The organism is Streptomyces misionensis, from assembly GCF_900104815.1.
Classification (GTDB): Bacteria; Actinomycetota; Actinomycetes; order Streptomycetales; family Streptomycetaceae; genus Streptomyces; species Streptomyces misionensis.
Map to the genome: position 1 here is coordinate 5493494 of NZ_FNTD01000004.1, position 12340 is coordinate 5505833.

Sequence of the window (12340 nt, forward strand, 5' to 3'; positions counted from 1 at the left end):
CATCATGCGAAGGTCAGCGCTGGCCGCGGTCGCGGCCATCGGCTCCGCAAGCTTGCTGCTCGCAGGCTGCAGCAAGGCCGATGACAACAAGGACACACCGAAGGCGGCCGGCGCCAACGCGGCGACCAAGGGAGTCGTCAACGCGTCCGACAAGAAGGGTGGCACGGTCACCTACGAGATGTCGGACGTGCCGGACTCCTTCGACCCCGGCAACACGTACTACGCGTACATGTACAACTTCAGCCGTCTCTACGCGCGTCCGCTGATGACGTTCGAGCCCGGCCCCGGTTCCAAGGGCAACACCCTGGTCCCGGACCTCGCCGCGAGCAAGGGCGTCGCCAGCGACGGCGGCAAGACCTGGACGTACAAGCTGCGCGCGGGCCTGAAGTACCAGGACGGCACGCCGATCACCTCGAAGGACGTCAAGTACGCCGTCGAGCGGTCCAACTTCGCGCGTGACGTGCTCTCGCTCGGTCCGAACTACTTCCAGCAGTTCATGAAGGACGGCGACAAGTACAAGGGCCCCTACAAGGACAAGAGCGCCAAGGGCCTGTCCTCGATCGAGACGCCGGACGACACCACGATCGTCTTCCACCTCAACCGTGCCTTCCAGGAGTTCGACTACCTGGTCGCCACGCCGCAGACGGCTCCGGTGCCGCAGGCCAAGGACGACGGCGTCGACTACGTCAAGCACATCGTGTCCTCCGGCTCGTACCAGTTCCAGAGCTACCAGGAGGGCAAGCAGGCCGTCCTGGTCCCGAACAAGAACTGGGACCCGAAGACCGACCCGCTGCGCAAGCAGCTGCCCGCCAAGATCGTCGTCAACCTGAAGGTCAACCCGGAGACGATCGACAAGGACCTCCAGTCCGGCGACGCCACCGTCGACCTCGTGGGCACCGGCGTCCAGGCCTCCACCCAGGCGGACCTGCTCAACTCCGCCGACGGCAAGGCCAGCACGGACAACACCTACGGCGGCCGTCTGGTCTACGCGGCGATCAACACCAAGCTGAAGCCGTTCGACAACGTCGCCTGCCGCAAGGCCGTCGAGTACGCCATCGACAAGGTCTCCGTGCAGACCGCCATGGGCGGCCCGATCCGCGGTGACATCGCCTCCACCGTGCTGCCGCCGGACATCACCGGCTACCAGAAGGCGGACGTCTACGCGACCGCCGGCAACAAGGGCGACATCGCCAAGGCCAAGGACCAGATGAAGGCCTGCGGCCAGAAGACCATCAACACCAACATCACGGCGCGGTCCGACCGCCCGGGTGAGGTCGACGCGGCCACCGCGATCATCAACTCGCTGAAGAAGGTCGGCATCAACGCCACCCTCAAGCAGTACCCGGCGGGCAAGTACTTCACCGACTACGCGGGTGTGCCGAAGTTCACCGAGAAGCAGAACATCGGCCTGATGATGATGCAGTGGGGTGCCGACTGGCCCTCCGGCTACGGCTTCCTGCAGCAGATCCTGAACAGCAAGGCGATCAGCCAGTCCGGCAACACCAACCTGTCGCAGTACTCGAACAAGAAGGTCGACGGCCTGCTCGCGCAGGCGATCGCCGAGCCGGACACGGCCAAGCGCAACGCCCTGTACGCGCAGATCGACAAGCAGACGATGGACGACGCCGCGCTGGTCCCGCTGACCTACTTCAAGGTTCTGCTGTACCGCTCGCCGTACGCCACCAACGTGGTCTCCACGGCCGCCTTCAGCGGTCAGTACGACTACCTCAACCTCGGCACCACGAAGAAGTAGCAGCCCCGGAAGGCAGGTGAAGGCATTGGTGCCCGCGGGTTTCGCGGCCCGCGGGCACCAGCGCCGGTCCCCGTGATCTCGTACATCCTCCGCCGGACGTTCGCGGCAGTGATCCTGCTGCTGGTCGTCACCGCGGTCACCTTCGCCATCTTCTTCCTGCTGCCACGGCTCGTCGGCCAGACAGCGGACCAACTGGCGCAGCAGTACATCGGAAAGAGCCCGTCGAAGGCGGACATCGCCGCGGTCAAGCACAACCTCGGTCTGGACCAGCCCGTCTACGTCCAGTACTGGCACTTCATCAAGGGGATCGTGGTCGGCACCGACTACAACCTCGGCCCCAAGACGGTGCACTGCGACGTTCCCTGCTTCGGCTACTCCTTCAAGGATCACGTCGCGGTCTGGTCGCAGCTCACCTCGCGCATCCCGATCACCCTCTCGCTTGCCGCGGGTGCCGCCGTGCTGTGGCTGCTCTCCGGTGTCGCGGTCGGTGTCGTCTCCGCGCTCAAGCCGCGCTCGCTGTTCGACCGCACCTTCATGGGCGTCGCCCTCGCCGGCGTCTCGCTCCCGATGTTCTTCACGGGCAACCTGGCGATCCTGCTCTTCACCTACAAGTGGCCGATCTTCGGCCGCACCTACGTCCCGTTCACCGAGAACCCGGCGCAGTGGGCCAACACCTTGTTCCCCGCCTGGTGTTCGCTCGCCCTGCTGTACTCCGCGATCTACGCCCGGCTCACCCGCTCGGGCATGCTGGAGACGATGAACGAGGACTTCATCCGCACGGCCCGCTCCAAGGGCCTGCCCGAGAGCACCGTCGTCGTCCGGCACGGTCTGCGGGCCGCCCTCACCCCGATCATCACCGTCTTCGGCATGGACGTCGGCCTGCTGCTCGGCGGTGCGGTGATCACCGAGTCCGTGTTCTCGCTGCCCGGTGTCGGCCAGTACGCGGTCCAGGGCATCACCGACAACGACCTGCCGAAGATCCTCGGCGTGACCCTGCTCGCCGCAGCCTTCGTCGTCATCGCAAATCTCCTGGTGGACGTGCTCTACGCCGCCGCCGACCCGCGGGTGAGGCTCTCGTGACCGAACTCTCCAAGACCACCAAGGACGAGACCGCCGGCGACAAGGCGCCCTCGGCCTTCCTTGAGGTCCGCGACCTCAAGGTGCACTTCCCGACCGACGACGGCGTCGTCAAGTCCGTCGACGGGCTCTCCTTCTCGCTGGAGAAGGGCAAGACCCTCGCCATCGTCGGCGAGTCCGGCTCCGGCAAGTCCGTCACCTCGCTCGCCGTCATGGGCCTGCACCGGCTCGGCGCGCGCGGCAAGAACGTGCGGATGTCCGGCGAGATCTGGCTGAACGGCAAGGAGCTGGTCGGCGCCTCCCCGGACGAGGTGCGCAAGCTGCGCGGCCGCGAGATGGCGATGATCTTCCAGGACCCGCTGTCGGCGATGCACCCGTACTACAAGGTCGGCGACCAGATCGTCGAGGCCTACCGGGTGCACCACAAGGTCAGCAAGAAGGTCGCCCGGGCGCGCGCCATCGAGATGCTCGATCGCGTCGGCATCCCCGAGCCGGCCAAGCGCGTCGACGGGTACCCGCACGAGTTCTCCGGCGGTATGCGCCAGCGCGCCATGATCGCCATGGCGCTGGTGAACAACCCCGAACTGCTCATCGCGGACGAGCCCACCACCGCCCTCGACGTCACCGTCCAGGCGCAGATCCTCGACCTGATCCGGGACCTCCAGAAGGAGTTCGGGTCCGCGGTCGTCATGATCACCCACGACCTCGGCGTGGTCGCCGAGATCGCCGACGACGTCCTCGTGATGTACGGCGGCCGGTGCGTGGAGCGCGGCCCGGCCGCGCAGGTCTTCGAGAAGCCGCAGCACCCCTACACCTGGGGCCTGCTCGGCTCGATGCCCCGCATCGACCGCGAGACCTCCGAACGGCTCATCCCCGTCAAGGGCCAGCCGCCGAGCCTCATCAACGTCCCCTCGGGCTGTGCCTTCAACCCGCGCTGCCCGTACGCGGACATCCCCGAGGGGAACGTCAGCCGCACGGTGCGCCCCGAGCTGGAACTGGTCGGCGCCGGACACTGGTCCGCCTGCCACCTGTCGGCCGAGGACCGTGAGCGGATCTGGACCGAAGAGATTGCGCCGAAGCTGTGAGTGAGACGAAGAAGACGGACTCCGTCGCCGAGGCCACGGTCCCCGGGCAGGCGTCGGCTCCGGACGAGCGCGAGGTGCTGCTCAAGGTCGAGAACCTGACCAAGCACTTCCCGATCAAGAAGGGCATCCTGCGCCGCCAGGTCGGCGCGGTGAAGGCCGTCGACGGCATCGACTTCGAGGTGCGCAGGGGTGAGACCCTGGGCGTGGTCGGCGAGTCGGGCTGCGGCAAGTCGACCATGGGCCGGGTCATCACCCGCCTCCAGGACCCGACCGGCGGACAGATCACCTTCGAGGGCCAGGACATCACCCGGCTGTCGACCGGCGACATGCGCCCGCTGCGCCGCGACATCCAGATGATCTTCCAGGACCCGTACGGCTCCCTGAACCCCCGGCACACCATCGGCTCGATCGTCTCGGCGCCGTTCCGGCTCCAGGGCGTCGAGCCGGAGGGCGGGGTGAAGAAGGAGGTCCAGCGGCTGCTGGAACTGGTCGGTCTGAGCCCCGAGCACTACAACCGCTACCCGCACGAGTTCTCCGGCGGCCAGCGCCAGCGCATCGGCATCGCCCGCGCGCTCGCCCTGAAGCCGAAGCTGGTCGTGGCCGACGAGCCGGTCTCCGCGCTGGACGTGTCGATCCAGGCCCAGGTCGTCAACCTGATGGACGACCTCCAGGAGGAGCTGGGCCTGACCTACGTCATCATCGCCCACGACCTCTCGGTGGTCCGGCACGTCTCGGACCGGATCGCGGTGATGTACCTCGGCAAGATCGTCGAACTGGCCGACCGCAACGCGCTGTACGAGGCGCCGATGCACCCGTACACCAAGGCGCTGATGTCGGCGGTGCCGGTGCCGGACCCGCAGCGCCGGGGGCAGAAGAGCGAGCGCATCCTGCTGCGCGGCGACGTGCCCTCGCCGATCGCCCCGCCGTCGGGCTGCCGCTTCCACACGCGGTGCTGGAAGGCGACGCAGATCTGCAAGACGACCGAGCCGAAGCTGGTGGAGCTGAAGCCCGGTCAGCGGGTCGCCTGCCACCACCCGGAGAACTTCGCCGACCAGGCCCCGCAGGACACGGTCCTGCTGTCGGCGGCGAAGGAGGCGTCGGAGCTGGTGCCGGACGCGGTGACGTCCGGTGGTGCCGGGGAGCCCGGGACGGAGACCGCGTCCGGATCCGCGGGCGACGCGAAGCCCGGGTCCGGTGCGGCGAGCGGCTCGAAGGCGGAGGCCGGGGCGGACGAGAAGGCCGAGGCGGGAGCGAAGCCTGAGGCGGACGCGAAGGCCGAGGCGGACGAGAAGCCTGAAACGGACGCGAAGACCGAGGCCGACACCGACGCCAAGCCCGACACCCAGTCCGAGGGCGCCAAGTCCGAGGGCGCGAAGTCCGAGGCGGCGTCCGGGACGAAGGCGGAGCCCGCGACCGAGTCCGAGACCTCCAAGCCGGAGACCTCGGCGGAGGCCGGGGCCGCGGCCGGTTCCGAAGCGGAGTCCGCTTCCGTTCCGGAGTCCGCCTCCGAGGCCGCTCCCGGGTCCGCCTCCGAGGCGTCCGGCGGGTCCGCTTCCGGGTCCGGGCCGGAGGCCGACGCCCCCGCCGGGCCGGAGGCCGAGGCCGCCGCCGAGCCCGCGGCACAGTCCGCGAAGCCGGCCAAGGCGAAGAAGCCGCGCGGCAAGTAGCCCAGAACCTCCACGCAAGGGCATGTACATGCCTGGACGGGAGAGTGCAGAGTCGTCCGTGCCCGACATCTGGTCGGTACACGCTCGAAAGGGACGACTCATGGCACTCTCCCGTTCGGCACGTGCAGGGGCCGTCGCCACCGCGGCGGTCTCCTTCCTCCTGATCGGCGCGGCCCCCGCCCCCACCCCGGGCGCTCCCGGCATCGGCGACCCCTACTTCCCGAACCTGGGCAACGGCGGCTTCGACGCCCTGCACTACGACCTCGACATCGCCTACGCCCCCGATACCGGCCGCCTGGACGGCCGTACGACCCTCACCGCCCGCGCCACCGAGGCCCTCTCCTCCTTCGACCTGGACCTCCAGCAGCTGGAGATCACCAAGATCCAGGTGAACGGCAGACGGGCCGCGTTCAGCCGGGACGGCGACGAGGTCACCGTCACCCCGCGCGGCGCGCTGGCCAAGGGCCGGCGCTTCACCGTGACCGTCACCTACGGCGGCGTACCCCAGCCCCTCAGCGGCCCCATCGTCTTCGGCTCCGAGTACGGCTGGATGAAGACCGCCGACGGAGTCTTCGTCGCCTGCGAGCCCAACGCCGCCTCCACCTGGTTCCCGTCCAGCGACCACCCGTCCGACAAGGCCACCTACGACATCCGGATCAAGGCGCCCGAGGGCCTGACCGGCGTCTCCAACGGCGTGCTGGTCTCGACCCGCGACAAGGGCGGCTCGACGTACACCCACTGGCGCGAGTCGAGGCCGATGGCGACGTATCTGGCCACCGCCACCATCGGCAGGTTCGACGTGCGCACCGGCCGCACCCCCGGCGGCACCCCGGTCTACGTCGCCATCGACCCGGTGCTGAAGAACGGCAACGGCGTCGACGTGTACGCGGTCACCGCCGAGGCCACCGACTACTGGTCGAAGCTCTTCGGGCCGTACCCGTTCGAGGAGACCGGCGCCATCGTGGACGACATGCCCGAGGCCGGGTTCTCGCTGGAGGTGCAGTCCAAGCCCGCGTACTCGGCCGTGCGCGGCGAGGGGACCATCGTGCACGAGCTGGCCCACCAGTGGTTCGGCGACTCGGTGAGCGTGGCGCGGTGGAAGGACATCTGGCTCAACGAGGGCTTCGCCACCTACGCCCAGTGGCTGTGGTCCGAGCACCGGGGCACCCGCTCGGCGCACGACTCCTTCCTCGCCGAGTACAACGCCACGCCCGCCGGCTCCTCCTTCTGGCGGACCAAGGTCGCCGACCCGCAGCGGGACACCATGTTCGCGTCGGCCGTCTACGACCGCGGCGCCATGACGCTCCAGGTGCTCCGCGAGCGGATCGGCGACAAGGCGTTCTTCGAACTGCTGCCGGCCTGGACGAAGCTCCACCGGTACGGCAACGCGGACACCGCCGACTTCATCCGCCTCGCCGAGCGCGTCAGCGGGCAGCAGCTCGACGACCTGTTCGACACCTGGCTGTTCACCACAGGTAAACCTGCCCTGTGAGCCTGGCTTTGTAAGGTTCAGGCCGGGCGACAGGTGAGAATGTCAGGGTGCAGCTCCAACAGTTCTTCAGCCCCTCCGTCCAGCACACGCTTGACGTGATCGGCATCTTCGTCTTCGCGATCTCCGGCGCCCTGCTGGCCGTCCGGAAGAACTTCGACGTCTTCGGCATCGCCGTCCTCGCCGAGGTCACCGCGCTGGGCGGGGGGCTCTTCCGGGACCTGGTCATCGGGGCCGTGCCCCCGGCGGCCTTCACGGACCTCGGGTACTTCGTCACCCCGCTGCTCGCCACGCTCGTCGTCTTCTTCCTGCACCCGCACGTGGAGCGGATCCAGACGGCGGTCCTGGTCTTCGACGCGGCCGGCCTCGGCCTGTTCTGCGTCAGCGGTACGACGAAGGCGTACGGCTACGGCCTCGGCCTGACCGCGTCGGCGACCCTGGGCCTCGCCACCGCGGTCGGCGGCGGTGTGCTGCGCGACGTCCTCGCCAACGAGGTCCCCTCGCTGCTGCGCTGGGACCGCGACCTGTACGCGGTCCCGGCGATGGTCGGCGCGGGCATGGTGGTGCTGTGCATCCGCTACGACGCGCTGACCCCCCTCACCAGTGGGCTCGCGGCCGTCACGGCCTTTGTGCTGCGCCTGCTCGCGATGCGGTACCACTGGCGAGCGCCGCGCGCGTGGAACCGCCGGTCGACGGTGACCGAGGAGTAGTCCCGGCCGGTCCCGCGGCGCTGCCGGTGGTGCCGGCCGTGCCGGTGGGGGAGCCGGCCTTCCCGTGGGCCGACCCCGCGCGGCCGGTCAGCGAGTGGTCCGTGCCCCGGGCGTGGCTCTGGCCCATCTGGAGCGTCAGCCAGCGGAACACCGTGGGGACCTGCGGCCGCCACAGCGCCATGGTGTGACCGCCCGCGCTGTGCGGCAGGAAGACCACGTGCACGGTGGTCGGCGCCTTGGCGACCGACTCCAGCGCCATGCCCGCCTCGTAGCCGTCGCCGGACTCGCCGGAGGCGTAGAGGGCGACGGGCGGCGGCACGGCCGCCTTCTTCAGCAGCAGGAACGGGTTGTTCTCGGCGCGCAGCGCGGGGGTCTGCGCGGCCAGCGAGTTGCGCTCGCCGATCGGGTCGTTGTAGCCGGACATGCTCACCGCGGCCCGGTACCGCTCGGGGTGCGCCACGGCCAGCTTGACCGCGCAGTGCGCGCCCGCCGAGTAGCCGGCCACGGCCCAGCCCTGCGGCGCCGGCTGGGCGCGGAAGTTGTCCATGACCATCTTCGGCACGTCGATGCTGAGCCAGGTGTCGGCGTTGACCTGCCCCGGGATGTTGGCGCAGCCGGTGTCCACGCCGGCCAGCAGGTTGGTGCGCGGGGCGACCAGGATGAAGGGCGCCACCTGGCCGCTGCGCATCAGCGGCAGCAGCTGCTCGTGGGTCTTCATCGAGCCGAACCATGCCTTCGCCGAGCCGGGATATCCGGGCAGCAGCTCGACCACCGGGAACTTCTTGTCGCGGTAGGCCGGCTCGTCGTACTGCGGCGGCAGCCAGACGTAGACCTCGGCGTTCACCCCGGAGACACGGCCCTTGAGCTGGGTGACGCGCACCCCGCCGGCCGCGTGCATGCCGGGCCCGGAGGCCGCCGTGAAGGTCTGCTTGACCTTGGGCAACCGTTTCACCGCTATGCCGCCGGTGCCGTCGCGGCCGAGGTCGGCGGCCTGCTGGACGTGGTTGCCGGTCCCGAAGAGGTCGGCCCAGTTGTCGTACAGGTTGTTCTGGTTGTTCACCAGCACGAAGACCAGCGTGACGGCCGTGCCCTGGGCGAACAGCAGCATCAGCACCCGGGTCGCGACGCGCAGGGGCCGGGGCCCGCGGGTGCGCGACCAGAGCAGAAGCGGCAGTATGAGGGCGACCACCGCCAGCACGACGGTCGTGTAGAGGAACGGAGTCCCGGTGAGGCTCATGTCCCCATAGAGGGAAAACAGGGGCCCGGGGTTACGGACGTGTCCGGACACTTACCGAGATATTGCCGGAACCTCACTCGGGAGCCTGAAAAGCTACCGCTTAGTAATTGCTTGTTGTACCGTTCAGGCCATGTCAGACGCAGCTTCCGCAGCAGCCGCACGGGCCCTGATCGGCGACAGCGAGTTCGACCGCGACACCGCCGTCCTCCGCCGCGAGGAGGGGGTCTACGACCTCGAACTCTCGGCCGGCTGGACCATTCTCGGCGCCGTCAACGGCGGCTATCTGCTGGCCGTGCTCGGCCGGGCCCTCGGGGACGCCCTCCCGCACCCGGACCCGTTCACCATCTCCGCGCACTACCTGACCGCCTCGCGGCCCGGCAAGGCCGTCGTCCGCACCCAGACGGTCCGCACCGGGCGCACCCTCTCCACCGGCCAGGCCTCGCTCTTCCAGTACGACGAGGAGGGCAACGAGGTCGAACGCATCCGCGTCCTCGCCTCCTACGGCGACCTCGCCGGCCTCCCCGACGACGTCCGCACGACCGCGACGCCGCCCCCGATCCCGCCGCTGGAGGAGTGCTTCGGTCCCGAGGACGGCCCCGACCCGCTCCAGGGCGGCTCCGCCATCGCCGGCCGGCTGATGCTGCGGCTGGACCCCGCGACCCTCGGCTGGGCGCTCGGCCGGCCCTCCGGCAGGGGCGAGATGCGCGCCTGGTTCGGCCTCGCCGACGGCCGTGACGCCGACCCGCTCTCCCTGCTGCTCGCGGTGGACGCCCTGCCGCCCACCGCCTTCGAGATGGGCCTCGCGGGCTGGGTGCCCACGGTCGAACTGACGGTCCACGTCCGGCACCGCCCGGCGCCCGGCCCGCTGCGGGTGTCGATCACCACCCGCAACCTGGCCGGCGGCTTCCTGGAGGAGGACGCCGAGGTCTGGGACAGCGCGGACCGGCTGGTGGCCCAGTCCCGGCAGCTCGCCCGGGTCAGGCTCGGCTGAGCGGGGCGCGGCCCAGCCAGGCCGCCAGCTGCTCGTAGGGGCCCGTGTCCCCGGGAGCCTCGCGGCGGGCGCCGAACGGCGTCCGCTCGTCCCGGGGGCGCGAGTCCGGCAGCACCCGGCGGGCCGTCGCGAGGGCGAACTCGGCCAGCTCCCCGTCGAGCGGGAGCGGGTGGCCGAGCGCCTCGGAAAGGTCCCAGGTGTGGGTGACCAGCTCCATCACATAACCGGACAGGGCCGCGTGCCCGGGGATCGACTCGCCCCAGGGCACCGTCACCGGCGCGGTCATCCGCTCGTCGCTCTCCCACGCCTTCAGCACCCGGATCCGCACCTCGTCGTAGGCGGCCGGCCAGCCGTCGTCCGGGACGCCCTCGGCGACCGGCTCGAGGGCCAGTCCGTCACCGCCCTCCCCGACGACCGCGATCCGGCGGGTGCCGCCGACGACATGGCTCAGCAGTGCCCGCACGTCGAACTCGGCGCAGGGGGTGGGCCCGGCGAGGTCCTCGGGCCGCACCGCCGCGATGACGGCCGCCGCCTGCTCGGTGGCGCGGGTGTAGACGGGGCGGGGGTCGGTGAAACCGGTGGTCATGGCATTCCTCTCGTAAGGCGTTACGGGACGAGGGTGCGCCGATAACCTGACAGAATCCGTCAACATTTGCGGGCCGTCCCGCGACCGGGCGATGCTGGCCCACGTGAAGTCCGACCGGCTGCTGTCGATCCTGCTGCTCCTCCAGACCCGGGGCCGGGTGCCCGCGCGTGAACTCGCCGAGCGGCTGGAGGTGTCGGTGCGCACCGTCTACCGGGACGTCGAGGCGCTGTCCGCCGCCGGCGTCCCGGTCTACGCCGAGCGCGGGCGGCACGGCGGCATCGCGCTCCTGGCCGGGTTCCGCACCGACGTCACGGGGCTGACCGCCGACGAGTCCCGCGCCCTGTTCGTGCTGGCCGCCGAGGGCGCGCATGCCGCGCTGGGCCTCGACGCGGCCCTCGGTTCGGCCCTGCGCAAGGTGATGGCCGCGCTGCCGGCGCCGCACCGGCCCGCCGCCGAGGTGATCAGCCGTCGCATCCTGGTCGACGCCACCCGCTGGAAGAGCGGCCCGCGGCAGGCCGTCGACCTGGAGGTCCTGCGGGACGCCGTGTTCAGCGACCGGCGCCTCGCGCTGCGCTACCGGCACAGCGGGCAGCGGGAGGCACGGGCGTACACCGTGGACCCGTACGGCCTGGTCGCCAAGGCCGGCGTCTGGTACCTGGTCGCCGACGCCCGCGCGCGGCCCCGGCTGTTCCGCGCCGACCGGGTCCGCTCGGCCCGGCTGCTCGACGATCCCGTACGGCGCCGGCCCGGCGTCGAACTCGCGGACGTGTGGGAGGTGTTGCGCCGCCAGGTGGAGGAACGGCCGGGCGGGGTCGAGGTCACGGTGCGGGTGCGGCGGGAACGGCTCGACATGTTCCGCCGGATGGCCGCGGCCGACCTCACCGACCTGCCCGAGGACGACGGCGAGGGCGACTGGGTCACCGCCCGGCTCACCTACCCGGTGCTGCGCGCCGTGCGCCAACTCCTCGCGTTCTCCGACCAGGTGGAGATCGTGGCCCCGCCCGAGGCGCGCGCGGAACTGCTCGACGGGGTGCGCGCGGTCGGCGCGCTGTACGAACGGGCCTGACGGGCCGGGGAGTTCAGTCCAGCCAGTGGTCGCGGCCGATGGTGATGAGCCGCAGCTGACGGGTGGCCCGCCGGGTGACCCGTTCCCGCTCCTCGGCCGGGCCCTCCAGCGCCTCCAGGAACAGGGAGGCGGTGATCAGCATCTGGTCGACGTAGAGGTGCGCGAGCATCAGCACGTCCGCCTCGCTCCAGCCGTCCGTCTGCGGGTCCTTGACCAGCTCGGCCTTCACCTCCTCGGCGAACCGGTCCAGTTGGCCGCCGATGGCCTCGCGCACCGGCTGCACCCCGCCGTTGCGCTCGCGGGCGATGAACCGCACGTGCGCGGGGTGCGCGGCCACGTAGTCGGCGATCAGCTCGATGCCGCGCGCGATGCGCTCCTCGCTGTCGCCGGTCGTCGCCACCGTCTCGCGCACCATCGGGTGCAGGCTGCCCAGCGCCTCGTCGACCAGGGCCACACCGAGGTCGGCGATCGAGCGGAAGTGCCGGTAGAAGGCGGTGGGGGCGACGCCGACGGCCCGGGTGACCTCGCGCAGGCCCAGGCTGCTCAGGCTCTGCTCCGCCAGCAGCGCGAGCGCCGCGTCGAGGAACGCCTGCCGGGTCTTCTGCTTCTGCGCCTGCCGGATGCCGAGGGTGTGACTCATGTCATCCAGTTAACAACTGTTCTCTGGAATTGGAAAGCC

The 12340-nt window shown here is 70.5% G+C and carries 10 protein-coding genes and 1 pseudogene; 8 read left to right on the forward strand and 3 right to left on the reverse strand.

The window, feature by feature from the left end:
• Window positions 1-4: 4 nt before the first annotated feature.
• From BLW85_RS26800 to BLW85_RS26825, 6 genes and pseudogenes are all read left to right on the forward strand, one after another.
• A complete protein-coding gene (locus BLW85_RS26800) occupies window positions 5-1753 on the forward strand; it encodes an ABC transporter substrate-binding protein (RefSeq protein WP_455569194.1) in 1749 nt (582 codons plus the stop codon).
• Window positions 1754-1825: 72 nt separating this feature from the next.
• Window positions 1826-2833 carry an ABC transporter permease gene (locus BLW85_RS26805; protein ID WP_070023087.1) on the forward strand — a complete coding sequence of 336 codons (1008 nt, stop codon included), beginning with the start codon at window positions 1826-1828 and terminating at the stop codon, window positions 2831-2833.
• On the forward strand, window positions 2830-3915 hold the full coding sequence (locus BLW85_RS26810; RefSeq protein ID WP_070023086.1) for an ABC transporter ATP-binding protein: 1086 nt from the start codon (window positions 2830-2832) through the stop codon (window positions 3913-3915). Before BLW85_RS26805 ends, BLW85_RS26810 begins: the two co-directional genes overlap by 4 nt.
• Window positions 3912-5031: pseudogene (locus BLW85_RS40290) on the forward strand (ABC transporter ATP-binding protein); the annotation flags it as partial. The gene BLW85_RS26810 and the pseudogene BLW85_RS40290, both read left to right, overlap by 4 nt.
• A gap of 651 nt (window positions 5032-5682) precedes the next feature.
• Entirely contained in the window at window positions 5683-7074 is a 1392-nt protein-coding gene (locus BLW85_RS26820; protein ID WP_074993395.1) for a M1 family metallopeptidase, read from the forward strand.
• A 47-nt stretch (window positions 7075-7121) separates the two neighbouring features.
• Window positions 7122-7781, forward strand: coding sequence for a trimeric intracellular cation channel family protein (locus tag BLW85_RS26825; protein WP_071828829.1), 660 nt, complete (start codon window positions 7122-7124; stop codon window positions 7779-7781).
• Here BLW85_RS26825 and BLW85_RS26830 read toward each other — a convergent pair.
• Window positions 7690-9018 (reverse strand): alpha/beta hydrolase, encoded by a 1329-nt coding sequence (locus BLW85_RS26830; RefSeq protein ID WP_074993398.1) that lies wholly within the window; start codon window positions 9016-9018, stop codon window positions 7690-7692. The genes BLW85_RS26825 and BLW85_RS26830 overlap by 92 nt on opposite strands.
• A 130-nt stretch (window positions 9019-9148) precedes the next feature.
• On the opposite strand from BLW85_RS26830, the gene BLW85_RS26835 reads away from it, so the two are divergent.
• Complete coding sequence (locus BLW85_RS26835) at window positions 9149-10009, forward strand: thioesterase family protein (protein WP_070023081.1); 861 nt, start codon at window positions 9149-9151, stop codon at window positions 10007-10009.
• Here the strand turns inward: BLW85_RS26835 and BLW85_RS26840 are convergent.
• A complete protein-coding gene (locus BLW85_RS26840; protein ID WP_074993400.1) occupies window positions 9996-10595 on the reverse strand; it encodes a TIGR03086 family metal-binding protein in 600 nt (199 codons plus the stop codon). The genes BLW85_RS26835 and BLW85_RS26840 overlap by 14 nt on opposite strands.
• 103 nt (window positions 10596-10698) lie before the next feature.
• Between BLW85_RS26840 and BLW85_RS26845 the strand changes: the two genes are divergently transcribed.
• Window positions 10699-11661 carry a helix-turn-helix transcriptional regulator gene (locus BLW85_RS26845; RefSeq protein ID WP_074996222.1) on the forward strand — a complete coding sequence of 321 codons (963 nt, stop codon included), beginning with the start codon at window positions 10699-10701 and terminating at the stop codon, window positions 11659-11661.
• A 13-nt stretch (window positions 11662-11674) separates the two neighbouring features.
• Here the strand turns inward: BLW85_RS26845 and BLW85_RS26850 are convergent, their stop codons facing one another.
• Window positions 11675-12301, reverse strand: a complete 627-nt coding sequence (locus BLW85_RS26850; RefSeq protein WP_070023079.1) for a TetR family transcriptional regulator — start codon at window positions 12299-12301, stop codon at window positions 11675-11677.
• Between the last annotated feature and the right edge of the window lie 39 nt (window positions 12302-12340).

Excerpts from the sequence above, each read along its gene's own strand:
- BLW85_RS26800 (WP_455569194.1), top strand. The coding sequence starts at position 5 with ATGCGAAGGTCAGCGCTGGCCGCGGTCGCGGCCATCGGCTCCGCAAGC.
- BLW85_RS26850 (WP_070023079.1), bottom strand. The coding sequence starts at position 12,301 with ATGAGTCACACCCTCGGCATCCGGCAGGCGCAGAAGCAGAAGACCCGG.
- BLW85_RS26830 (WP_074993398.1), bottom strand. The coding sequence starts at position 9,018 with ATGAGCCTCACCGGGACTCCGTTCCTCTACACGACCGTCGTGCTGGCG.
- BLW85_RS26835 (WP_070023081.1), top strand. The coding sequence starts at position 9,149 with ATGTCAGACGCAGCTTCCGCAGCAGCCGCACGGGCCCTGATCGGCGAC.
- BLW85_RS26820 (WP_074993395.1), top strand. The coding sequence starts at position 5,683 with ATGGCACTCTCCCGTTCGGCACGTGCAGGGGCCGTCGCCACCGCGGCG.
- BLW85_RS26840 (WP_074993400.1), bottom strand. The coding sequence starts at position 10,595 with ATGACCACCGGTTTCACCGACCCCCGCCCCGTCTACACCCGCGCCACC.